The organism is Yersinia sp. IP36721, from assembly GCF_003634395.1.
Taxonomy (GTDB): Bacteria; Pseudomonadota; Gammaproteobacteria; order Enterobacterales; family Enterobacteriaceae; genus Yersinia; species Yersinia entomophaga.
The window spans coordinates 250,774-275,063 of the sequence record NZ_QCZL01000003.1; the positions used below are offsets into that span (position 1 = coordinate 250,774).

The following is a 24,290-nucleotide window of genomic DNA, read 5'->3' on the forward strand; positions in this document are numbered from 1 at the left end:
GGGCAGACTCGGCAAATCAGGTTAAAATAGGGTTTGACTCGCCTGCTGCACGAGACTTTTCGTACAGAAAAAGCGGTGTAAAACAGGCAAATTATCGCGAATGGCGCATAATGCCCATAATCTCGCAAATATCGGTGTGAATGAAATTATGACCGTTGAAATAGAATTAAAATTTATCGCTACTCCAGCAGCCATTGCTGCCTTGCCGGGCCAGATTGCGTCCTGGCCACATGAACATTTCGCGCCACAAACGCTGACCAATATCTACTTTGAAACCGAAGACGGTCGCCTGCGCGAGCATGATATGGGCTTACGTATTCGCGGCTGTGATGGGCAATTTGAAATGACGATAAAAACCGGTGGCAAGGTGGTCGGCGGTTTGCATCAGCGCCCAGAATATAATGTCACTATTGATAAACCAGAGTTGGATTTGGCGCAATTTCCTGTGGAAATCTGGCCGGAAGGCTGGGATGTCACCGCGCTTCAGGCTGAACTGAAACCACTATTCCAGACCGACTTTGTGCGTGAAAAGTGGGTAGTTACTTACCAGCAAAGCCTGATTGAACTGGCTTTGGATCTGGGCAATGTTACAGCCAACGATCTCAGCGAAGCTTTGCACGAAGTGGAGCTGGAGCTAAAGCAGGGGAATCAGGCGGATCTTCTGGCGTTGGCGGCAGAACTGGCGCAAAACGGCGGTCTGCGTCAGGGGAGCCTGAGTAAAGCTGCGCGCGGCTACCATTTGGCAAAAGGCAATCCGGCGCGGGAAGTTCGTCCGTTGTTGGTGGTGCAGCCTGCGCCTAAGTCTACCGTTGAGCAGGGAATGTCTGCGGGTCTGGAAATGGCCTTGGATCACTGGCAATACCATGAAGAACTGTGGCTGCGTGGCGATGAATCAGCAAAAGCCATGATAATCGAAGCGTTAGCGATGATTCGTCAGATCATGACGGTATTTGGTGGTTTGGTGCCACGTAAAGCCAGCACTGAGCTGCGGGCACTCTTGACCGAGCTGGAACCTTTACTGGCGGCGAAAAATGCCGAGGCGGAACAATTGTGCTACAGCGCCGCTTATCTTAAATGTAAGTTGGCGCTCACATCTTGGCTGGTTAACGCTGGCTGGCGTCCGTTCCTCGATGCTAAAGGGCAGTCAAAGCTACAGGGTTCCTTTAAGCGTTTTGCCGATATTATGCTGAGTCGCAGCGCTGCAGATTTGAAAGAAGCCTTTACACATCATATGGATGACGATGGCTATCTGGCGCAGTTGCCTCGCTTGAATCGTCAGATTCTTTCTTTCCAGCTATTATCCGGTTTCTATCCGCAGAGCGAATGGCATCCATACATTGATGGATGGTTTGGTCTGCAACAGGCTATTGTTGAACGTCAGGGACACTGGCGTGATACCGCCCGTAAAGAGGCGTTGGCTCAGCCCGCTTTCTGGCTCAACGGAGCTGCGCGTTAACTGATTAACAGCCTGCTTTTTGCAGGCTGTTTTGTATAGGGATTCGAAATGTTGCCACTCTCCTCAGAATTACAGGTGCAAGCGCAAAGTATTGTACAGCGTTTTCATGAGCTTCCGATAAGCCGGACGTTAACAGAAGAAGACGTTGCAGTGCTGACGCTAAGTGATTTTGTCAGTGATATGTTGTTGATTCATCCCGAATGGTTGGATGAGCTACACCAGCAGCCGCCGCAGGCGGATGAGTGGCAACGATACCCGGATTGGCTGGGCCAGGTGCTGAGCGAAGTGCAGGATGAAGCCGCGCTGATGAAGGCACTGCGCTTATTCAGGCGGCGAATGATGGTGCGTATTGCGTGGTCGCAGGCGTTGCAGACCAGTACCACGGAAGAAACCTTGCAACAGCTGAGCGGGCTGGCGGAAAGCATTATTATTGCCAGCCGCGATTGGCTGTATCAAACCTGCTGCAAAGAATGGGGAACGCCTTGTAATAGCGAGGGAGTTCCACAACCTTTGCTGATTTTAGGGATGGGAAAGCTAGGCGGCGGAGAACTGAACTTTTCCTCTGATATCGATCTGATTTTCTCTTATCCGGAAAATGGCCATACCCAAGGTGGCCGCCGGGAGCTGGATAACGCGCAGTTCTTTACTCGTTTAGGGCAGCGGCTGATAAAGGCGTTGGATCAGCAAACTATTGATGGTTTTGTCTATCGGGTCGATATGCGGCTGCGTCCCTTTGGCGATAGCGGCCCGCTGGTGCTGAGCTTCGCCGCGCTGGAAGACTATTATCAGGAACAAGGTCGCGATTGGGAACGTTATGCGATGGTGAAGGCGCGGCTGATGGGCGGTGCGGAGGATTATTATAGCCAGGAGCTGCGTCGAACTCTGCGGCCTTTCGTATTCCGTCGCTATATAGATTTTAGCGTGATTCAATCGCTGCGTAATATGAAAGGCATGATCGCCCGCGAAGTACGACGCCGCGGCCTAAAAGACAATATAAAACTGGGCGCAGGTGGAATTCGGGAAATCGAATTTATTACGCAGGTATTCCAATTGATTCGCGGTGGCCGCGAGCCGCGTTTGCAGGAACGAGCGTTGCTGCCCACGCTACAGGCGGTATCAGAGCTGGGTTTACTCACTCAGCGGCAGGTTGACTATCTCTGCACCAGCTACCTGTTTTTACGCCGTTTAGAGAATCTTTTACAGGCGATTGGTGATGAACAAACCCAAACTTTGCCGAGTGATGGGCTGAATCAAGCGCGTCTGGCGTGGGGAATGGGGAAACGGAATTGGGCGGAGCTGACGGATACGCTGGACAATCACATGCAGTCCGTTCGTTTGGTATTTGACGATCTAATTGGCGATGATACCCCTGATGTTGGCGAAGATGCCTGCTATGTTTCGTATAACAGTCTGTGGCAGGATGCGTTGGATGAAGGTGATTTGGCGCCCTTGACTCCGCATTTAGATGAACATGCGCGCAGACACTTCCTTAGCACGCTCGCTTCTTTCCGTCATGACGTGGATAAACGCACCATTGGGCCGCGCGGTCGGGATAAGCTGGATCAACTGATGCCGCGTTTGCTGGCGGAGGTTTGTCCGCGTCGCGATGCGGATATCGCTCTAAGCCGCCTGATTCAACTGCTGTTGAGCATTGTGACCCGTACCACCTATCTGGAGCTGCTGCTGGAATACCATGCAGCGCTGACTCACGTTATTAAGCTGTGCGCCGCTTCACCGATGGTGGCCAGCCAGCTTGCGCGTTACCCGCTTTTATTGGATGAATTACTCGATCCTCATTCGCTGTATCAACCCCTTGCTCCTGGCGCTTATCGTGATGAATTGCGTCAGTATTTACTGCGGGTGCCGGAGGATGACGAGGAGCAACAACTGGAAGCGTTGCGTCAGTTTAAACAGGCGCAGCAGCTACGAATTGCTGCCGGCGATATCACTGAAGCACTGCCGGTAATGAAAGTGAGCGATCACTTAACCTATCTTGCCGAAGCCATTATTGACGCGGTGATTCAACAAGCCTGGAATCAAATGGTCAAACGCTACGGCCAGCCAACTCATTTACAAAATCGGGAAGGGCGCGGTTTTGCCGTCATTGGTTATGGCAAACTGGGCGGATGGGAACTGGGATATAGCTCTGATCTAGACTTGGTTTTCCTGCTGGACTGTCCGTTAGATGTGATGACGGACGGCGAGCGCAGTATCGATGGCCGCCAGTTCTATCTGCGTCTGGCGCAGCGCGTGATGCATCTGTTTAGCACCCGCACTTCATCGGGTATTTTATATGAAGTGGATGCACGGTTACGCCCTTCCGGTGAGTCAGGGATGCTGGTGAGCACCATTGAAGCCTTTGCAGAATATCAGCAAAGCGAAGCTTGGACCTGGGAACATCAGGCGCTGGTGCGGGCACGCATGGTGTATGGCGATGAAAGCCTGCAGCAGGAATTTGTGGCCATTCGCCAGCGTATTTTGTGTCAACCGCGTAACGATCTGACATTGCAGCAGGAAGTTCGCGAAATGCGTGAGAAAATGCGCAATCACTTAGGCAGTAAACAGCGGGATACCTTTGATATTAAAGCCGATGCGGGAGGTATTACCGATATCGAGTTTATCGCCCAGTATCTGGTATTGCGCTACGCCGCCGGTGAGCCGCGTTTAACCCGTTGGTCTGATAACGTGCGTATTTTCGAGCTGATGGCCAATTACGGCATTATGGAACAGCAGGAAGCGGTGGCGTTGACCCAAGCCTACGTCACCATGCGGGATGAGATTCACCATCTGGCTTTACAGGAGCTATCCAGCAAAGTTGCCGCCGATTGCTTTATTGCCGAGAGAGAGCAGGTGGCCGCTAGCTGGCAACATTGGCTGGGATAACTATTTCACTTTTCTTATCATTTTTATTAATTATCTATTGGGAATAGTCTGTAGGGCGAATATCGCCCCTTTTTCTGACCTGTAAATTGAAATTGGCAGTGGATGGGAAGTGGATAGCCCTTTTCATTGCGGCATGTTGCCTCTGACACCGGTTTTTTGCCATGCACTGCGCAAAAGGGGAAAAAACCGCTATTCAAATCCCTTTGCCTGTACTGAAATTCGTCTACCTGAGGTAATAAGGCAAAACCGATTTTATTGGTAAACGAAAGCCTGTGATATTATCCGCCACAATATAATGACCTGTTTTGGAGCTATGGGATGAAAGTTACACTGCCCGATTTTCGCCGCGCTGGTGTACTGGTGGTTGGCGACGTGATGTTGGACCGTTATTGGTATGGGCCGACCAGTCGGATATCGCCGGAAGCACCGGTGCCAGTGGTGAAAGTGGACACTATCGAAGAGCGTCCGGGTGGTGCAGCTAACGTTGCTATGAATATCGCCTCCCTGGGTGCCGCGTCACAGTTGGTTGGCTTAACCGGCATTGATGATGCGGCGCGGGCGTTGACCAGCAAGCTGAATGAAGTCAACGTGCGCTGTGATTTTGTGTCTCTGCCAACGCATCCTACCATTACCAAGCTGCGGGTGCTTTCCCGTAACCAACAGTTGATCCGCCTTGATTTTGAAGAAGGATTTGACGGTGTCGATCCTCAGCCTATGTTTGATCGTATCCAGCAGGCATTGCCTCATATTGGCGCATTGGTGCTTTCTGACTACGCCAAAGGCGCTCTGGTTAGCGTTCAGCAGATGATAAAATTGGCGCGTGCGGCTAAGGTACCAGTGCTTATCGATCCGAAAGGCAGTGATTTTGAACGCTATCGCGGTGCAACCCTGCTGACGCCTAATCTGTCTGAATTTGAGGCGGTAGTAGGGCATTGTAAAACCGAAGATGAGTTAGTGAGTCGCGGTATGAAACTGGTTGCTGATTTCGAGCTGTCAGCGCTGCTGGTGACGCGCTCCGAGCAGGGAATGACCTTGTTGCAACTGGGGCAGCCGCCGCTGCACTTACCAACTCAGGCGCAGGAAGTGTTCGATGTAACCGGCGCGGGTGACACTGTGATTGGTGTATTGGCTTCGGCATTGGCCGCGGGTAAAACGCTGGAAGAATCTTGCTTCCTGGCGAACGCCGCCGCAGGTGTCGTGGTGGGCAAGCTGGGTACTTCAACGGTTTCTCCGATCGAACTGGAAAACGCCATCCGTGGCCGTGCCAGTACTGGTTTTGGCGTGATGACCGAAGAACAGCTTAAAACTGCGGTGGCTCAGGCGCGTCAGCGCGGTGAAAAAATCGTCATGACCAACGGAATTTTTGACATCCTGCACGCAGGTCATGTCTCTTATCTGGCTAACGCCCGTAAACTGGGCGATCGTTTGATTGTCGCGGTTAACAGTGATGCGTCCACTAAACGCCTGAAAGGAGAGAAACGTCCGGTTAACCCGTTGGATCAACGCATGATTGTGTTGGGTGCGTTGGAGTCTGTTGATTGGGTCGTTTCTTTCGAAGAAGACACGCCACAGCGCTTAATTGCTGGTGTTCTACCAGATTTACTGGTGAAGGGCGGAGACTATAAGCCTGAAGATATCGCCGGTAGCGCTGAAGTCTGGGCCGCAGGCGGTGAAGTTAAGGTACTTAACTTTGAAGACGGTGTTTCCACTACTAATATTATTCAGTCGATCAAAAACGGGCGCGGTTAACTCAATCCGCTGAATCAGGGTAAGGATGCTGCGCCATGGCCAGTGGCATAAGGCGGTACGGTGAGTGGATTGAAGCAGGAGTTGGGGTTGGCGCAGGGCGTTGGTTTGTTATCTACGTCCTTGCTGGGCACCGGCGTATTTGCTGTACCGGCGTTAGCCGCCATGCTGGCGGGCGACGACAGCCTATGGGCGTGGCCACTGCTGATTGCCCTGGTGTTCCCTATTGCTATCGCCTTCGCCGCGCTGGGGCGTCATTTCCCTAGTGCTGGTGGCGCGGCTCATTTCGTCAATATGGCGTTTGGCCCACGTTTGGGTAAAGTGGCGGGCTGGCTGTTTTTATCGGTGATTCCCGTGGGGTTACCAGCGGCATTGCAGATTGCCGCTGGCTTCTGGCAGGCCATCTTTGGCTGGAGTGCTACCGGCTTGCTGATAGTGCAACTGGCTACTTTACTGGTGATTTGGCTACTGGGCACCCGTAGCGCAGGTTCCAGCGCCAATATTCAAACTCTGATTGCCCTGTTGATTATCGCTCTGGTTGCGGCGATTTGGTGGCGGGGGGATATCAGCCCCGCTCAGATTCCCTGGCCAGCGATTACCGATGTTTCTCCTCCTAATATATTCAATGCATTAGCGGTAATGTTCTGGTGTTTTGTCGGTCTGGAAGCCTTTGCGCATCTGGCGACAGAATTCCGCCATCCTAAACGGGATTTTCCTCGCGCCTTGCTGATCGGCATGTTGGTGGCCGGTGCGGTTTACTGGGGTTGTACCGTTGCCGTACTCCATTTCCATGCCTATGGCACAGAGCAGGCCGCGGCCGCATCTCTACCGGGCATAGTGGTGCAACTTTTTGGTCAGCGCGCACTTTGGGTCGCTTGTATTATTGGCTATCTGGCGTGCTTCGCCAGTGTGAATATTTATACCCAGAGTTTTGCTCGCATGGTGTGGTCACAGGCTGTCAGTCGCCCAGAAAGCCCTTTGGCTCGCTTATCCGCTGGCCAAACGCCGGTCAATGCCCTTAGCGCCGTAGTGGGTTGCTGTCTGGCTGCTACGTTGCTGACTTATTGGTTTTCTCTGCCGCTGGATATGCTGATCGTCTACGCCAACGGTATTTTCGTGCTGATTTATTTGCTGTGTATGTTGGCGGGTATTCGCTTGTTGAAAGGGCGTTCACGCTGGATGGCGATGATTGGCAGCCTGCTGTGCTGCATATTGCTGTTGATGATTGGGTGGAAGAGTTTATACGCTCTGGTTATGTTTGCGGGACTTTGGCTCATTTTGCCAAAAACAACCATATCAACGGTTGATCGCTGACTCATCGGCTAACATTAAGATGTTTTTTATCAACGAAAAAAGGGGCATTCTAGCCCCTTTAAGCTGAACGCTGGAAATAATTACTCGCCGGTTTTCTCGGCTTCGTCCTGCGCAGCAACTGGCGCCGCGTTAAATTTGGCTTCCAGCTCGCTCATCCGCTGTTCCAACATTGCCAGTTTTTCGCGGGTGCGCAGTAACACCTGCGTTTGCACGTCGAAATCTTCACGATTAACCAAATCCAAACGAGTCAGTTGCGATTGCAGCACCTGGCGGATTTTCTTTTCGACGTCATCCCCGAACTCGCGGATACCTTTCGGCATGGATTCATGCACCTGGCGGGCGATTTGTTCAATTTTTTTCGGGTCAATCATGGTATTTCCCTAATTTGATGTTTAGTGATTGCCTAATAGTGTAATGCCTGGCGTCAATTCTATAAACCTTTGTGACCAGGGTTTAATTCTGCATTTTGCCAATTGCCCGGACGAATCATTAGCGTTATAGTCTTTACGCTTATTCTCAGGGCGGGGTGAAAGTCCCCACCGGCGGTAAACCATAGTTAGGTACTTTTGTATCGCGTTGTGGAAGCCCGCGAGCGCTCACATTGAGTGGTTAATTTCATTCAGCGTAGAGGTCAGCAGATCCGGTGTAATTCCGGGGCCGACGGTTATAGTCCGGATGGGAGAGAGTAACGGTATCTGCCGGGCATACTGCCCGCTTGCGTTATTTTTGCCGTATATTTGGCGAACACTCCTCAAGACCGCCCTGATTCTGGTAATCCATAATTTAATGAGGTTTTTTACCATGAATCAGACCCTTCTATCAGATTTTGGCACGCCTTTCGAGCGTGTAGAGCGTGCATTGGACGCCTTGCGTAATGGCAAAGGTGTGATGGTGCTAGACGACGAAAACCGCGAAAACGAAGGCGATCTTGTCTTCGCCGCAGAAACCATGACCGTAGAACAAATGGCTCTGACAATTCGTCACGGCAGTGGGATTGTGTGTCTGTGTATCACCGAAGAACGTCGTCAGCAGCTTGAGTTGCCAATGATGGTGACCAACAACTCCAGCCAGTTCCAGACCGCATTCACCGTGACTATTGAAGCCGCTAAAGGCGTTACTACGGGCGTATCTGCCGCTGACCGCTTGACCACCATTCGTGCGGCCATTGCGGATAACGCGGCACCTGCGGATCTTAGCCGTCCAGGCCACGTTTTCCCACTGCGCGGTCAACCGGGTGGCGTACTGACTCGTCGTGGTCATACCGAAGCATCCATTGACTTGGCAACGCTGGCCGGTTTTAAACCCGCAGGCGTACTGTGCGAATTGACCAATGACGATGGCAGCATGGCGCATGCGCCAGAAGTGATTGCCTTTGCTAAACAGCATGATATGCCAGTAGTGACTATTGATGACCTGGCGGAATACCGCTTGGCTCATGCACAGAAAGCCAGCTGAGTTTGGTTAGCAGCATTCTGAATGCTGTCTGATTTAACTGACTGAGTTAACCGGGTTTTATTTTCCTTAACAGGTAAAATAGCCCGGTTTTTTCATTTCTGTTTCCGCTGTGGATTCCCGCTTTGTCTTCCCTCGCTATACATTCAAATTTCTTGACTATCTTCTTCATGGTTATCCGGCTGTGCAATGAAAAGAAAGCGCGTAATGTAGTTGCAAGGTCTGGCGACCAACCTGTAGCTAGAGCCTGATAATTTCATTTAACTGTAAGGATTTCCTATGAACACCTCTCGTATGCCTGCACTGTTTCTCGGCCACGGTAGCCCGATGAACGTGCTGGAAGAAAACAGTCATACCTTGGCATGGCGTGCGTTGGGTAAGGCGATTCCTAGGCCGAAAGCGATTTTGGCTATTTCCGTCCACTGGTATACCCGTGGAACTGCGGTAACAGCAATGGGAAAACCGCGGACTATTCACGATTTTGGCGGATTTCCACAGGCTTTGTTTGATACTCAGTATCCGGCTCCCGGTTCGCCTGAGCTTGCAGAGCAAATTCAGCAACTGCTGAAACCTGCTGAAGTGATGGCCGATACCCGCGAATGGGGTTTGGATCACGGAGCTTGGGGAGTGTTAATTAAAATGTACCCTGACGCCGATATTCCGGTGGTGCAACTCAGTGTTGATGGTACCCAGCCAGCGGCTTATCACTATGAATTAGGGCGTAAGCTGGCGGTGCTACGTGAGCAGGGTGTGCTGATTGTGGCCAGTGGTAACGTGGTTCATAACCTGAGAATGGTTAACTGGAAGGGAGAGGCTAGCCCTTATCCGTGGGCCGAATCTTTTGAACAGTACGTCAGGGATAACCTTGATTATCAGGGGGATAACCATCCACTGGTCCATTTTATGGATCATGAGGGCGCGGCGCTGTCAAACCCGACTCCGGAACACTTCCTGCCGCTGCTGTATATTTTGGGAGCCTGGGACGGAAAAGAAGCTATTTCTCTACCGACCGAAGGAATCGAAATGGGATCGCTGAGTATGCTGTCGGTTCGTTTAGGCTAATGATTTGATTGATATAAGTGGTTTTATAAATATAAGAAGGGAAGGCGATTGCCTTCCCTTTTGCACATCATAGTTGGGGATTAGCCAAAAATAATATGTGGGTAGAATCGAGACAGATCCTGCGTGATCAATTCGCGATCTTCGCGCAGACCAATACCGCAGGGCTGATCGTTGATCAACCAGCTGCCAATCAGCGTGTAGCTATCGCCAAAGCGTGGCAACGGATGGAATTGCTGTACGATCATGCCTTCTTCACCGTAAGGGCCATCCACGCGGGCCACTTCTTTGCCATTTTCCACGATCTGGATATTGGCACCTTCCCGTGAGAACAAAGGCTTGGTCACATAGTGATCCAGCGGCGGATGGTCGTCTTCGGCAAAGTATGCTGGCAGTAGATTTGGGTGATTAGGGAACATCTCCCACAGCAGCGGCAGCAGTGCTTTGTTGGAAATAATGCTTTTCCACGCCGGTTCCAGCCAGCGAACGCCCGCGTCTTCCAGCTTGGTGGAGAACATTTCGCGGAACATGAATTCCCATGGATAGAGCTTGAACAAATTACTGATAACCTGGTTATCCAGATCGGTAAATTGCCCTTTTTCACCCAGGCCGATTTCTTCCATAAACAGGAATTCGGTTGGTAATCCGGCCTCAAGAGCACAATCTTGTAGATATTGCACCGTACCGCGATCTTCTTCGGTGTCCTGACAGCAGGCCAGATGCAACAGGCTAAAACCGTGGTTTTCCCGCAGTTCAGTAAAGCGTTCGATTAGCTTTTCCTGCAGGCTGTTGAACTGATCTGCATCGCCGCTCAGATTGCCAGCGTTGATCTGATCTTCCAGCCACAGCCATTGGAAGAATGCCGCTTCATACAGTGACGTTGGCGTATCTGCGTTATTTTCCAGTAACTTGGCCGGACTTTTACCGTCGTAGGCTAAATCAAGGCGGGAATAGAGAGAAGGCTGGTTGGTGCGCCACGAAGTGCGGACGAAATCCCAAACATGTTTAGGAATGCGGAATTTTGCCATCAGCTCATCGCTATTAATGACCTTTTCTACCACCTGCAGGCACATTTGATGCAATTCTGCCGTGGTATCTTCCAGCTCTTCAATCTGCGCCAGCGTAAATTCGTAGTAGGCATCCTCACACCAGTACGGCTCGCCATACATGGTGTGAAATTTAAAGCCAAACTCGGTCGCCTTTTCGCGCCAGTCTGGACGCTCGGTAATCGGTAAACGTTTCATTAATCAGACCTTAGCCACCCATACTGCGCGAGCTGGAATTGGATGATGAAGCATTGCTGCGCTGCATAGAGGTCTGTTTGGCTACTGATTCACCGAAGCCACCGCGAGTGATAGTGTTGGTTACCGCAGGTTTTGGTGCCAGCGCGGTTTTAGGCACGGTCATGGTACGACCGGTGGTAGCAGGGCCGTAGTTTTTACCGGTTGCGTCAACAAATTTGCCGTTAGCCGGGCTGCCTGCTGATTTAGAGGTAAACAGTGGTTGGCTTGCGCCGCCGCCCATCATTCGGCCCATCATGTAACCGGCCATCAGAGGCATCCACATACTGCCGCTCTGCTGTGGCTGCGCCGTTGCGCCAGCTTCTGCGGGTGCTGAAGTCGGAGCCATACCGGCCTGAGCCGGTGCCTGAGTACACTGAGACTCACCAAATTCAGCCACACAGTCTGCACGCGTTGCATATTTAGGCGCGGTTTTAGCCGCTTCCTGCAAGGCATTATTGTAAGACGCAGTGCATTCGGCGCTTTTAGATGGATTTGCCTGTGAGCAGTCGTCTGCATTCTGGTACAGAGAGACGGTTTCATCGGTTTTTTCGCAACCGGCAAGCATAAATACGGCACTGACCGCCAACGCGACAGGCGCTAAGCGATAGTTACGCCAGGATTTACGGAATGTCTCTTGATTGATGTTTTTAGTCCGTTTCATCGTCATTGGTCCTGTGTCCGGGCTTTTTGCCCTTTATCCCATTTATAGTCATATAGCGTGGCCATAAGAATAGGGGAAAGATGTATAAAATTAAAGCGCAGGGGGAGGTCAGCGGCATACTTTACATTGCTATACGAAATGCTGCGGGCTAGCTCTCTTTTTTCATCGATGAAAAATGCTTGTCCCTAAAGTGGAGGAAATCATGAGAAAAGTAATAATCGGGCGTATACAATGCTACGCCCGAAGAATGTCGGCCTTGGGGAAAGGCCGACGTCAGAATCAGTTGCGGAATGGATTACCAGAACTGCGGGTTGTCGCCGCCGCTGGCTGAGTCACCGGCACAGTTTGAGACGCGGTCTGTGCGTAGCTGCCCGCAGGTTGCTGTTTACCCTCGGGCGCCACAGCGTCTGGTGCAGTTGGAACCGGCTTATCCAATACTGCGTTCAGCGACATCAAATCGTTCTGATTCAGAGTACCCAGAGCAGATTTAATGTTTAACTGATTGATCAGATAGTCATAACGGGCATTGGCTAACTGCTGTTTTGCATTGTACAACGTGGTGGTTGCAGTCAACACATCCAGAATGGTACGAGTTCCTACCTGATAACCGGCTTCAATGGCATCCAATGAACTTTGGGCTGAAATCACAACCTGTTTGTAGGCATTGATGCTGCTGATTGATGCCGAAATGTTGTTAAACGAGGAACGAACGTTCTGCACGACGCCACGGTGTGCGCTTTCCAACTGCTCGCTGGCGCCAACAAAGTTGAACTGCGCCTGTTTAACCGCCGAGTTGGTTGCTCCGCCGCTGTATAATGGCAGGCTAAGCTGCACGCCGATTTTGTTCTGACCAGCGTCATTATTGATTTGCTGCGAACTGGCGCTACCGCTGTAACGGGTATTAGTAATTGATGAAGAAGCGGTCAGATCAATCGTTGGCATATAGCCAGTTTCGGCCGCTTTAATCTGCTCACGAGCCAAATCCTGATTTAAGCGAGCAGTCAGCAACGCCAGGTTGCGTTTTTCTGCTTCTTTCAACAGGTTATTGACTGCGTCTGGTTTATCGGTTTTCAAACGTTCAACGTTCAGAGAGGCCAGTTCCGGGTAGTAAACGCCGGTGACCTGACGCAGAACTTCCAGTGCGTTATCCAGATTATTACGCGCCGTCACTTCATCGGCCAGCACAGTGTCATAGCTGGCGCGGGCGTTTTGTACGTCGGTGATTGGATCCAGACCGACGTTAAAACGCTGAGTGGTTTGATCCAACTGACGGTATACCGATTCTTTCTGCGCCTGAACGTAAGACAGAGAGTCAATCGCTCTCAGTACGTTGAAATAGGCGGTAGCGGTGGTCAGGATTAACGATTGTTCGCTGGTCTGGAACGAAACGTCCTGAATACCGGCAGCTTTTTCTTGTAAGGTCAGCGCGCGCCATTTTGACATATCGAAAATGGTTTGGGTCAGTTGCAGCGATCCTGAGGTGGAATTGCTGTCTACGCCATTGTTATCGCGGAAACCGTTGGTATAGGTATAACCTGCGCCTAAACCGAGCTGTGGTAACAGCGGGCTGCGAGATTGATTGATTTTTTCGAATGCAGCATCACGGTCAGCGGCAGATTTACGTAAGTCGGGATTGCTGTCCCGCGCTTGTTTATAAACTTGCAGCAGGTTCTCTGCCTGGCTCATGGTACTGAAACCGGCAAGGCTCAGTCCGATAAGAAGGGGGAGCAGTTTCTTCATTTGCATTCCTTGTTGTGCAGCAGTTGTGCGCAAAATGTTGCCATGGTATCTGACGATAGACGAATTGTTGCCGATTCTATCAGAGTCTGCCAATGGGATAAGGTGGCTGATTGTGCCATCTTGCCTTTATTTACCTAAATCTAACACAAACTTAAACCAGTATTCTTCCAACCATTCCCATAAGGCCGCCACGCTTGCTATTTTAAACTCAGACAGCATAGCTAGCCCGCCGCGTATCATTTTTTATTCGCGAAGACTTTTACTTTTTATATCAGTAAAACGAGTGTCATAAAAAATTAGTATATCGGCACAATACTCAGGTAGGAGAAAAGTATATGTCATTGCCCCAAGAGTCACCGGTAACTTTGAATAAGAATGATGTGGAAATTATTGCACGTGAGTCACTTTACAGCGGTTTTTTTTCATTGAATCTGTATCGCTTCCGTCATCGCCTATTCAACGGTGAAATGAGTGGTGAGGTAAAAAGGGAGATTTTTGAGCGCGGCCATGCGGCGGTTTTGCTTCCTTATGATCCGGTCCGGGACGAAGTGGTGCTGGTGGAGCAACTGCGTATCGCAGCTATTGATTCCAGTGAGTCTCCTTGGCTACTGGAGATGGTCGCTGGCATGATCGAGCCGGGGGAGAGTGTGGAAGAGGTCGCCCGCCGCGAAGCGCAGGAAGAGGCAGGTATCATCGTTGGGCGCTGTAAACCGGTATTGAGTTATCTGGCCAGCCCCGGTGGTACCAGCGAGCGTTTATCGATTATGGTCGGTGAAGTGGATGCCACCACGGCCTCCGGTATTCACGGTCTGGAAGAAGAGAATGAAGATATTCGCGTCCACGTGGTTAGCCGCGAGCAGGCCTACCGCTGGGTGGAAGAAGGCGTTATCGATAACGCCGCTTCGGTCATTGCATTACAATGGCTGGCGTTGCACCATCAGTTGCTGAGAAAAGAGTGGGAAAAATAATGTCTAAACGCTATACGCCTGATTTTCCTGAAATGATGCGGGTGTGCGAAACTAATTACGCACAATTGCGTCGTTTAACGCCGCGCACTGACGAAGTGAATGAAAGCATGGCTTATCAGGTCAATAGCATCTGTTATCGATTAACTATCTTGGAATCGACTCGCTACACTACGGTGGTTGAGATTGTGCAGACTGCGCCAGTCGTCGGCCATTGGGGGCTGCCTTCGATGTCGGTACGCCTTTACCATGATGCCAGGGTAGCGGAAGTGTGTGCCAGTCAGCAGATCTCCCGGTTCAAAGCAAGTTATGATTATCCGAATAAAAAGTTGCATCAACGGGACGAAAAGCATCAAATTAACCAGTTTCTTGCTGACTGGTTGCGCTATTGCTTGGCGCATGGAGCTGTGGCGGTTCCGGTTTGTTAGACAGACTTAAAACAAGGATACCAATTGGAAAGCCTGTTTGAACTGCCTATGGCGAGTGGGGCCAGGGTCAGAATATTACAAATAACAGATACCCACCTTTTTGCCGGTGAGGATGAAACCTTGCTGGGTGTCAATACCGGACGCAGCTATCGGGCGGTATTGGATGCAATTATTGCCGAAAAGTACTCCTACGATCTGATCGTTGCGACCGGCGATCTGGCGCAGGATCAGTCTATAGCGGCTTATCAGCATTTTGCGCAGGGTATTGCCCGTTTGTCTGCGCCATGCCTTTGGTTGCCGGGAAATCATGATTTCCAGCCGGCAATGGTAGATGTGCTGGCCGCGGCAAATATTGCGCCATCAAAACAGGCGTTTGTAGGCGATAACTGGCAGATTCTCTTATTGGACAGCCAGGTTTTTGGTGTGCCTTACGGTGAATTAAGCGAACATCAGCTAGAGTGGATGGAACGCTGCTTACAGGCTCATCCAGAACGCTACACTTTGATTTTGCTACATCACCATCCGATGCCGTCAGGTTGTACCTGGTTGGATCAACACAGTCTGCGCAACGCTCATATGCTGGCCGATGTATTGATTCGCTATCCGCGCGTCACTACGCTGCTGTGCGGACATATTCATCAGGAATTGGATCTTGATTGGTATGGCAAGCGGCTGCTGGCCAGCCCGTCAACCTGCGTGCAATTCAAACCGCACTGTACTAACTTTACTCTGGATACCGTAGCGCCGGGATGGCGTTACCTCGATTTATTGCCGGGCGGTACGCTGGAAACGGAAGTACGCCGCCTGGACAGTGACGAGTTCAACCCCAATATGGATGCGGACGGCTATTGATGAATACTCTTCTTTATCTGCATGGTTTCAACAGCTCTCCGCAGTCGGCGAAAGCCACCGCGTTCAAAAGCTGGCTGCAGGAAAATCATCCGCACATTGACATGTTGGTACCGCAGTTGCCGCCGTTTCCGGCAGAGGCGGCGGAAATGCTGGAAGATATCATTATGAGCAAGGCCGGGCAGAATCTGGGCATTGTCGGCTCCTCGCTGGGTGGATATTTTGCCACCTGGCTTTCCCAGTGTTTCAGCATTCCGGCGGTGGTAGTCAACCCGGCGGTACGTCCTTTCGAGCTGTTGATTGATTATCTGGGGCAAAATCAGAACCCCTACACGGGTCAGCAATATGTGTTAGAGTCTCGTCACGTTTATGACCTGAAAGTCATGCAAATAGATCCGTTGGAATCGCCTGATTTACTCTGGCTATTGCAACAAACCGGGGACGAAATCCTCGATTATCGACAGGCGGTTGCTTATTACACCTCTTGTCGACAAACGGTAGAATCAGGTGGAAATCATGCCTTTGTAGGCTTTGAACACTATTTCTCACCGATTGTGAATTTTTTAGGGCTAACGACTGCCTGATACAGCGTGACGTTATCGCCGCCAGATGCGGTGAGTGTAATCACTCACCCGGCTGTCACCGCTAGCCCTCCAACCCTTAGCCGAACATTAATCAAACCATGACTCAATCCAGCTATAACGCTGATGCCATTGAAGTACTCAGCGGTCTAGAACCAGTACGTCGTCGTCCAGGTATGTATACCGACACTACGCGCCCAAACCACCTCGGCCAAGAGGTGATAGATAACAGTGTTGATGAAGCGCTAGCCGGACACGCTCGCCGTATTGATGTGATTCTGCACGCCGATCAGTCTCTGGAAGTGATTGATGATGGCCGCGGGATGCCAGTGGATATTCACCCGGAAGAAGGCGTACCGGCCATTGAGCTGATTCTCTGTCGTCTGCACGCCGGGGGGAAATTCTCTAATAAGAGCTACCAATTCTCCGGCGGTTTGCACGGCGTGGGGATTTCAGTGGTTAACGCCTTGTCTCGTCGAGTGGAAGTGACGGTTCGCCGGGACGGCCAGATTTACAGCATGGCGTTTGAAAACGGGGATAAAGTGCAGGATTTGCAGGTGATTGGTACTTGCGGTAAGCGAAACACCGGCACCAGCGTGCATTTCTGGCCTGATGAATCGTTTTTCGATAGCCCGCGTTTCTCCGTTTCCCGTTTGTCACATTTGCTGAAAGCAAAAGCGGTACTGTGTCCGGGCGTGGAAATCGTCTTTAAAGACATGGTGAATAACACCGAACAACGCTGGTGTTATGCCGATGGCCTGACCGATTATCTGATGGAAGCGGTCAACGGCCTGATTACTTTGCCGGAAGTGCCGTTTGTCGGTTCTTCCGCTGGGGATACCGAAGCTATTGACTGGGCGCTGTTATGGCTACCGGAAGGTGGCGATCTGCTGACAGAAAGCTACGTTAACCTGATTCCTACCATGCAAGGCGGTACTCACGTCAATGGCCTGCGCCAAGGCTTGCTGGACGCCATGCGTGAGTTCTGCGAATACCGCAATATTTTGCCGCGCGGCGTGAAGCTGTCCGCCGACGATATCTGGGAACGCTGCGCCTACGTGCTTTCTGTCAAAATGCAGGATCCGCAGTTTGCCGGTCAGACCAAAGAGCGCCTGTCCTCTCGTCAGTGCGCGGCCTATGTATCTGGCGTGGTGAAAGATGCCTTCAGCCTGTGGCTAAACCAGAACGTTCAGGCGGCTGAGCAACTGGCCGAGCTGGCTATTTCCAGCGCGCAGCGCCGGATGCGCGCGGCGAAAAAAGTGGTACGTAAAAAGCTGACCAGCGGCCCGGCTTTACCCGGCAAACTGGCAGACTGTACCTCGCAGGATCTCAGCATGACCGAACTGTTTCTCGTAGAAGGTGATTCCGCAGGCGGATCGGCGAAACAGGCGCGAGATCGTGAATATCAGGCCATCATGCCGCTCAAAGGTAAGATCCTGAATACTTGGGAAGTGTCCTCGGATGAGGTACTGGCTTCACAGGAAGTGCATGATATTTCAGTCGCGATCGGTATCGATCCTGATAGCGAAGATCTGAGCCAACTACGTTACGGCAAGATCTGCATTCTGGCGGATGCGGACTCTGATGGTCTACATATCGCCACTTTGCTGTGCGCGCTGTTTGTACGCCACTTCAGCTCGCTGGTGCGCGGTGGCCATGTCTATGTGGCCATGCCGCCGCTGTACCGTATCGATTTGGGTAAAGAAGTGTTCTATGCGCTTGATGAAGAAGAAAAAACTGGCGTATTGGAGCAGTTGAAGCGTAAACGTGGTAAACCTAACGTTCAGCGCTTTAAAGGATTGGGTGAAATGAACCCGCTACAGCTGCGTGAAACGACGCTCGATCCTAATACTCGCCGTTTGGTGCAGCTGACCGTTGACGATACCGATATCGATAAGACGATGGCGGTGATGGATATGCTGCTGGCGAAGAAGCGTTCCGAAGATCGCCGTAATTGGCTACAAGAGAAGGGAGATACCGCCGAGATCGAAGTGTAATTCTTTTTTTGCGGATCTTTGCGTTAAACCGCGCCCGGCTGCATTCATGCAGATCCGGGCGTGGTCGTTTATGACCGCTAACCGCAGCTTCATTTCTACAAGTTTTTGCGGTTAAATAGCTTAAATCTTTGCCTGGATGTCAATAATGAAAATCACCTTAGAAGAACTTCAAGCTTTTATCTCGGTGGTGGACAGCGGTTCGATCACGGCGGCGGCGGAACAACGCAATCAAACCACATCGGGTATTAGCCGGGCGCTGAGCCGTCTGGAGCAAAAACTGGAAACCACCTTGCTGCGGCGTACCACGCGTCGGCTGGAGTTAACCGAGGAAGGAGAGCTGTTTTTGGCTCACGCTCGGCAGATTATTGGCGCGGTGGATGATGCCGAAGAACAAATCGCACTGCGACGGCTGAAACCAGCCGGGAGACTGCGAGTCAACGCCGCGGTGCCTTTTATGCAGCATGTGATCGTGCCGATGATTGGCGGTTTTCGCGAGTTATATCCGCAGATCGATCTGGAGTTGAATACCGACGATCTGAATATCGATCTGCTGGAGCAGCGGACGGATGTTGCCATTCGTATTGGCGCTCTGCGCGACTCGACGATTCATGCCCGCTTATTGGGTTCCAGCCGTCTGCGGATTCTGGCTAGCCCGGAATATATTCAGCGCCACGGTGCGCCAGAAACGATAGAAGCACTGGCTGAGCACAGCTTATTAGGATTTACTCAACCGGAATTTCTGAATCAGTGGGCGTTACCTTATTTGCCCGGCGGTCGCTCATCGATTACGCCTTGCTTGGCGGCATCCAGTGGGGAAACTTTGCGCCATTTGGCACTGAATGGACAAGGAATCGTCGAGTTATCCGATTTTATGACGCGGGAAGATCAGTTGGAAGGACGCTTGGTGCAGGTGCTGGCGGAGCAAACGCTGGAAGCCTGGCAACCGATCAATGCGGTTTATTATCGTAATACGCAGTTGGCTGCGCGGATCACCTGTTTTCTGGATTATGTGAGCGAGCAGATTCGTTTGCAGGGTAGCCATTGGCTCAAAGCAGAAAAATAGTCGTAGATTGGAAAATTCGGCTACCCGATGAGGGCGGATAGCCGGTAGACACATTAGACTTTTTCGCTTTCATTCTGCTGGGATGTTGATCGCTTTTACTGACTTCAGTCACAGAGTGGAATAAGTGCCTAAAGATTCGTTCGTTTGTCTTATTGCTCCACTATGCAATCTATCAATATGTAATCTATTGGGTGTTATTGACTTTCAAGCGACTGACATAAAAGCTATCGATATAAATACATCAGGCTTTGGCTGGCAGGGCGTGATCAATAATATTGATAACTACGTCCAATACATCGTCTTTCACTCGTTCCTGATGCCGCTTCATATGCGGCATGGCGAGATGTTGTTCCAGATGTTGCACGCTGGCCCACTGTTCCCACATAAAAATGAAATCAGGCGCTTGGCGCTGCCAGGCTAACTGAGTTGGCACATCAACCATGGGGACATACCCGCCGCAGCCTTGCTCTGCCAGTACGTCCGGCAGCAGTTGGGCGAAGGAATCCAGTACCGCCTGACGGCGGCCCGGTTTAACCTGAATTTCTGCGAAAACGCTAATCATAACCACTCCAAATCGGGCTGGATTTTAGGCGAACAGCGTTGATAAATGCTGGCGATAACGTGCAATATCACCTGCGATGTCCGGCTGTTTAATCACGTCGTTGCACATAAAGGTTGGCAGAGGTTCCATGCCAAGGAATTGATTCGCTTTATGAACGGGCAGGTAAACGCCGTCCACGCCAACGCCGTGGAAGAACTGATTTGGATCGGTAAAGGCTTCTGCCGGTGCATTCCAGGTCACGGAAAGCATGTAAGTTTTACCTTGAAGCAGGCCGCCAGATCCGTATTTCTTGCTGTTTTCCGAACGGCTACGACCATCGCTTTGATACAAACGGCCATGACCTTCGGTAAAGATTTCGTCGATATACTTTTTCAGAATCCAAGGCGGCCCCATCCACCAACCCGGCATCTGATAGATAACCGTATCGGCCCAGAGGAAATTCTGAATTTCAGATTCAATATCATAGCCTTGATCAACAACCGTGACCTTAACCTGATGACCGATTTCTTGCAGACACTCGGTCGCAACCTTGGTCAGCGTATCGTTCAATGCCCCTTTTGAGTGGGCAAATTCTTTCTTTGCATTAATAATCAGTATGTTACTCATGGCATACTCCGGGTAGCGTGAAGACAACCAGTGAAAACAACATGCTGTATACAGCGTGACTATTATTTCTGGCCTATCTCGATTGCAGCGTATGCTAATGATTGCATTCGCATAGAAAAATAGGCTTTTAGGCAGAACAGTTTTGACTGCGAAGCAACAAAGCGGGGATATTCATCCTAACTGTCGCTTTTAGCGACAAAAGCGCCAGACAGCAAAATTCGTGGCCTGCGGCGAAAATAGGCAGATTTGCCCGCGTAGATTGCTTTGGATTTGTGACAGTTACCCCGCAGATGAGTTACTATCGCGAGCAGAAATCTATAATGAACTTCCGGTGATGATTGGCTGTAAGCCACGATCTTCTCGCCCGAGTCTGAGGATAATTAAGTAATGAGTGATTTGACTCATGACGGTGCAGAGCGCTTACCGCTGCACACATTTACTGAAAACGCCTATTTGAACTATTCCATGTACGTCATCATGGATCGGGCGTTGCCGTTTATCGGCGATGGTTTAAAGCCGGTACAACGCCGCATTGTGTATGCCATGTCCGAACTGGGTCTGAGCAACAGTGCCAAATTTAAGAAATCAGCGCGTACCGTGGGTGATGTGCTGGGTAAATACCATCCTCACGGCGATAGCGCCTGCTATGAAGCTATGGTGTTGATGGCGCAGCCGTTCTCTTACCGTTATCCGCTGGTGGACGGGCAGGGTAACTGGGGGGCACCGGACGATCCTAAATCGTTCGCAGCGATGCGTTATACCGAATCTCGTTTATCCAAATATGCCGAAGTGCTACTGGGTGAATTGGGGCAGGGGACGGTGGATTGGGTGCCAAACTTTGACGGCACCATGCAGGAGCCGAAAATGCTGCCTGCGCGCCTGCCAAACATACTGCTGAACGGTACTACCGGCATTGCCGTTGGTATGGCGACGGATATTCCGCCGCATAACGTGCGGGAGATTGCTCAGGCGGTAGTGGCGTTGATTGATAAGCCCCATACCTCGCTGGAAGAATTGCTAGAGTTCGTACAAGGCCCTGATTTCCCAACCGAAGCGGAAATCATTACACCAAGAGACGAAATCCGTAAGATTTATCAGAATGGCCGTGGCTCTGTGCGAATGCGCGCGGTATGGAAAAAAGAAGACGGCAGCGCGGTGATTACAGCGTTGCCTCATCAGGTTTCCGGTGCCAAGGTTCTGGAACAAATCGCCAACCAAATGCGAGCGAAAAAGCTGCCGATGGTAGAGGATTTGCGCGATGAATCGGATCATGAAAATCCGACTCGCCTGGTGATCGTGCCACGAACCAATCGCGTCGATCTCGAACAGGTAATGAACCACCTCTTCGCGACAACCGATCTGGAACGCAGCTACCGTATCAATATGAATATGATCGGTCTAGATCATCGTCCGTCGGTGAAAGGCTTGCTGGAAATTCTGACCGAATGGCTGGAATTCCGCCGCGACACCGTGCGTAAGCGTTTGAACTATCGTCTGGATAAGGTATTGAAGCGTCTGCATATTTTAGAGGGTTTATTAGTCGCCTTCCTGAATATCGACGAAGTGATTCATATTATTCGTACCGAAGATGAGCCTAAGCCATTGCTAATGCAGCATTTCGGGATTTCCGAAACGCAGGCCGAAGCTATTCTGGAGCTGAAACTTCGTCATCTGGCCAAGCTGGAAGAGGTGAAGATTCGCGGTGAGCAGGATGAACTGGCGAAAGAGCGCGATCAATTGCAGGCGCTGCTGGCTTCTGAACGCAAGCTGAATACGCTGATCAAAAAAGAAATTCAGGCAGACGCGGCCGCTTATGGTGATGATCGCCGTTCGCCGCTGACCGAACGTAGTGAAGCCAAGGCGATGAGCGAGCACGATATTGTGCCTTCCGAGCCGGTAACTATTGTGCTGTCTGAGATGGGCTGGGTGCGAAGCGCCAAAGGCCATGATATCGATCCAAGCGGTTTAAGTTACAAAGCGGGAGATAGCTTCCGCTCCGCTGCTCGCGGCAAGAGTAATCAGCCGGTGGTGTTTATTGACTCCACCGGACGCAGCTATGCGCTGGATCCGCTGACGCTACCGTCTGCTCGTGGGCAAGGTGAGCCGCTAACCGGTAAGCTAACGCCGCCTCCGGGGGCGACCATTGAGCAGGTGTTGATGGCTCCGGACGATCAAAAACTGTTGATGGCTTCTAACGCCGGTTACGGTTTTGTCTGTACTTTCAACGATCTGGTGGCTAAGAACCGCGCGGGTAAAGCCATGATTACTCTACCGGAAAACGCGAAAGCGTTGCCGCCGCTGGAAATTCATGGCCCGGATGATATGTTGCTTTCCATCACCATGGCTGGACGTATGCTGATGTTCCCGGTGGCCGATTTGCCGGAGTTGTCGAAAGGGAAAGGGAATAAGATCGTCTCTATTCCGGCGGCGCAGGCGGCGGCAGGGGAAGACGGGCTAGCCTGGCTGTTTGTCTTGCCTCCGCAGACTTCGGTGACGCTGTACTTCGGCAAACGCAAGCTGACGCTGCGTCCAGAAGATTTACAGAAATTCCGTGCGGAACGTGGACGCAAAGGCTCGCCGTTGCCTCGTGGATTGCAGAAGATAGACCGGGTTGAAGTGGACGCGCCTGCGCGCCCTGAACAGCCTGAAAATAACCAGTAGCTATTGTCCCTGAGCGGATTGCCAGTCGTATTCAGGCTGGCAATCCGCATCGGCATCGATTTAAACGGTTGACCGCTTTGATCGAGCAGCCATGGCCGTTGGCCTTTTCCCCCAGATTATTTGAACCTTCTGTAATGGCAATTTATTATGGCGGTGAATCTACGCGGTGTTTTTTATCGCAGCCGCTATACTAGCGTCGATTAGGTTTTCAAGAGGTTGTTATGTTATTAATTTTGCGCTCAGTACTGGCGGTTTTGTATTGCTTATTGGTGTGTGTGTTTGGTTCGATTTACTGTCTTTTCAGTCCACGAAATCCCCGCCACGTTGCGACCTTCGGACATTTGTTTGGCCGAATGTCCCGACTATTCGGTATCACCGTTGAACAACGTATTCCAGCGGAAGCTGCAGAGTATGGCAACTGTATCTATATCGCTAACCACCAGAATAATTACGATATGGTTACTATGTCGAATGTGGTTCAGCCTGGTACGGTAACCGTTGGTAAAAAAAGCCTGCTGTGGATTCCACTGTTTGGGCCACTGTATTGGCTGACCGGTAACCTGCTGATTGACCGCGAGAATCGCGCTAAAGCCCACGGAACTATTGCGCAAGTGGTTGAGCAAGTTAAGAAACGTAATATTTCTATCTGGATGTTCCCGGAAGGAACCCGTAGCCGCGGTCGTGGTCTGTTGCCGTTTAAAACTGGCGCTTTCCATGCTGCTATCGCCGCTGGCGTACCTATCGTGCCGATTTGTGTTTCCAATACCAATGGTAATATTAATTTGAACCGTTGGAATAATGGATTGGTGATAGTAGAAATGCTGCCACCTATTGATACCAGCGGCTACAGCAAAGAGCGAGTGCGCGAACTCGCCGAGCATTGCCGTAATCTGATGGCGACCAAAATTGAGCAGCTTGATGCTGAAGTTGCTAAGTACGCAGCAGAAAAAAAATAACGCGACTCCAGTATGTTACTGGATACGC

At 51.1% G+C, this 24,290-nt stretch carries 20 protein-coding genes and 1 riboswitch; of the genes, 14 read left to right on the forward strand and 6 right to left on the reverse strand.

Annotated features, from left to right (window positions below):
- The first annotated feature begins 148 nt into the window (after nt 1-148).
- The 4 genes from DBA33_RS04945 (at nt 149) to yjeH (ending at nt 7,399) form a co-directional block, all read left to right on the forward strand.
- The gene (locus DBA33_RS04945; RefSeq protein WP_064518378.1) at nt 149-1,456 is read left to right on the forward strand and encodes an inorganic triphosphatase; all 1,308 of its coding nucleotides are present in this window, start codon (nt 149-151) and stop codon (nt 1,454-1,456) included.
- Between the two features lie 48 nt (nt 1,457-1,504).
- Nucleotides 1,505-4,339, forward strand: a complete 2,835-nt coding sequence (glnE, locus tag DBA33_RS04950) for a bifunctional [glutamate--ammonia ligase]-adenylyl-L-tyrosine phosphorylase/[glutamate--ammonia-ligase] adenylyltransferase (RefSeq protein ID WP_120805754.1) — start codon at nt 1,505-1,507, stop codon at nt 4,337-4,339.
- 318 nt (nt 4,340-4,657) lie between these two features.
- Nucleotides 4,658-6,088, forward strand: coding sequence for a bifunctional D-glycero-beta-D-manno-heptose-7-phosphate kinase/D-glycero-beta-D-manno-heptose 1-phosphate adenylyltransferase HldE (hldE, locus tag DBA33_RS04955; protein ID WP_064515184.1), 1,431 nt, complete (start codon nt 4,658-4,660; stop codon nt 6,086-6,088).
- Nucleotides 6,089-6,148: 60 nt separating this feature from the next.
- Nucleotides 6,149-7,399 (forward strand): L-methionine/branched-chain amino acid transporter, encoded by a 1,251-nt coding sequence (gene yjeH / locus DBA33_RS04960; protein ID WP_064515183.1) that lies wholly within the window; start codon nt 6,149-6,151, stop codon nt 7,397-7,399.
- Nucleotides 7,400-7,479: 80 nt separating this feature from the next.
- On the opposite strand, the gene DBA33_RS04965 is transcribed toward yjeH, so the two are convergent.
- Nucleotides 7,480-7,770 carry an accessory factor UbiK family protein gene (locus tag DBA33_RS04965; RefSeq protein ID WP_064515181.1) on the reverse strand — a complete coding sequence of 97 codons (291 nt, stop codon included), beginning with the start codon at nt 7,768-7,770 and terminating at the stop codon, nt 7,480-7,482.
- A 137-nt stretch (nt 7,771-7,907) separates the two neighbouring features.
- Nucleotides 7,908-8,090, forward strand: a riboswitch (FMN riboswitch).
- A gap of 110 nt (nt 8,091-8,200) precedes the next feature.
- Between DBA33_RS04965 and ribB the strand changes: the two genes are divergently transcribed.
- Together ribB and ygiD are read left to right on the forward strand one after the other, a co-directional pair.
- The gene (ribB, locus tag DBA33_RS04970; RefSeq protein WP_064515179.1) at nt 8,201-8,854 is read left to right on the forward strand and encodes a 3,4-dihydroxy-2-butanone-4-phosphate synthase; all 654 of its coding nucleotides are present in this window, start codon (nt 8,201-8,203) and stop codon (nt 8,852-8,854) included.
- A 276-nt stretch (nt 8,855-9,130) separates the two neighbouring features.
- Complete coding sequence (gene ygiD, locus DBA33_RS04975; RefSeq protein WP_120805756.1) at nt 9,131-9,913, forward strand: 4,5-DOPA dioxygenase extradiol; 783 nt, start codon at nt 9,131-9,133, stop codon at nt 9,911-9,913.
- An 80-nt stretch (nt 9,914-9,993) separates the two neighbouring features.
- Here ygiD and DBA33_RS04980 read toward each other — a convergent pair whose 3' ends face one another.
- The 3 genes from DBA33_RS04980 to tolC all read right to left on the reverse strand — a co-directional run bounded on the left by DBA33_RS04980 (nt 9,994) and on the right by tolC (nt 13,594).
- Nucleotides 9,994-11,154 (reverse strand): glutathionylspermidine synthase family protein, encoded by a 1,161-nt coding sequence (locus tag DBA33_RS04980; protein ID WP_064515174.1) that lies wholly within the window; start codon nt 11,152-11,154, stop codon nt 9,994-9,996.
- Between the two features lie 10 nt (nt 11,155-11,164).
- Nucleotides 11,165-11,854, reverse strand: a complete 690-nt coding sequence (locus DBA33_RS04985; protein WP_064515172.1) for a DUF1190 family protein — start codon at nt 11,852-11,854, stop codon at nt 11,165-11,167.
- A gap of 279 nt (nt 11,855-12,133) precedes the next feature.
- Nucleotides 12,134-13,594 carry an outer membrane channel protein TolC gene (gene tolC / locus DBA33_RS04990; RefSeq protein ID WP_120805757.1) on the reverse strand — a complete coding sequence of 487 codons (1,461 nt, stop codon included), beginning with the start codon at nt 13,592-13,594 and terminating at the stop codon, nt 12,134-12,136.
- A 335-nt stretch (nt 13,595-13,929) separates the two neighbouring features.
- Here tolC and nudF point away from each other — a divergent pair, with 335 nt between their 5' ends.
- The 6 genes from nudF (at nt 13,930) to DBA33_RS05020 (ending at nt 19,477) form a co-directional block, all read left to right on the forward strand.
- Entirely contained in the window at nt 13,930-14,562 is a 633-nt protein-coding gene (gene nudF / locus DBA33_RS04995) for an ADP-ribose diphosphatase (protein ID WP_120805759.1), read from the forward strand.
- Nucleotides 14,562-14,987, forward strand: a complete 426-nt coding sequence (locus DBA33_RS05000; protein WP_064515167.1) for a DUF1249 family protein — start codon at nt 14,562-14,564, stop codon at nt 14,985-14,987. The genes nudF and DBA33_RS05000 overlap by 1 nt, the downstream gene beginning before the upstream one ends.
- Before the next feature lie 24 nt (nt 14,988-15,011).
- Nucleotides 15,012-15,839 (forward strand): 3',5'-cyclic-AMP phosphodiesterase, encoded by an 828-nt coding sequence (gene cpdA, locus DBA33_RS05005; protein ID WP_064515165.1) that lies wholly within the window; start codon nt 15,012-15,014, stop codon nt 15,837-15,839.
- Nucleotides 15,839-16,420 (forward strand): esterase YqiA, encoded by a 582-nt coding sequence (gene yqiA / locus DBA33_RS05010; protein WP_064515163.1) that lies wholly within the window; start codon nt 15,839-15,841, stop codon nt 16,418-16,420. Before cpdA ends, yqiA begins: the two co-directional genes overlap by 1 nt.
- Nucleotides 16,421-16,518: 98 nt before the next feature.
- Nucleotides 16,519-18,414: a DNA topoisomerase IV subunit B gene (gene parE, locus DBA33_RS05015; RefSeq protein ID WP_064515162.1), complete on the forward strand. Its 1,896-nt coding sequence runs from the start codon at nt 16,519-16,521 to the stop codon at nt 18,412-18,414.
- Between the two features lie 145 nt (nt 18,415-18,559).
- On the forward strand, nt 18,560-19,477 hold the full coding sequence (locus tag DBA33_RS05020; protein WP_064515160.1) for a LysR substrate-binding domain-containing protein: 918 nt from the start codon (nt 18,560-18,562) through the stop codon (nt 19,475-19,477).
- A gap of 241 nt (nt 19,478-19,718) precedes the next feature.
- Here the strand turns inward: DBA33_RS05020 and DBA33_RS05025 are convergent, their stop codons facing one another.
- A complete protein-coding gene (locus DBA33_RS05025; RefSeq protein WP_064515158.1) occupies nt 19,719-20,039 on the reverse strand; it encodes a putative quinol monooxygenase in 321 nt (106 codons plus the stop codon).
- Between the two features lie 24 nt (nt 20,040-20,063).
- Nucleotides 20,064-20,645, reverse strand: a complete 582-nt coding sequence (locus DBA33_RS05030; RefSeq protein WP_064515156.1) for an NAD(P)H-dependent oxidoreductase — start codon at nt 20,643-20,645, stop codon at nt 20,064-20,066.
- Between the two features lie 387 nt (nt 20,646-21,032).
- On the opposite strand from DBA33_RS05030, the gene parC reads away from it, so the two are divergent.
- Nucleotides 21,033-23,306, forward strand: coding sequence for a DNA topoisomerase IV subunit A (gene parC, locus DBA33_RS05035; protein WP_064515154.1), 2,274 nt, complete (start codon nt 21,033-21,035; stop codon nt 23,304-23,306).
- 221 nt (nt 23,307-23,527) lie between these two features.
- Nucleotides 23,528-24,262 (forward strand): 1-acylglycerol-3-phosphate O-acyltransferase, encoded by a 735-nt coding sequence (locus DBA33_RS05040; RefSeq protein WP_064515152.1) that lies wholly within the window; start codon nt 23,528-23,530, stop codon nt 24,260-24,262.
- Nucleotides 24,263-24,290: the final 28 nt, after the last annotated feature.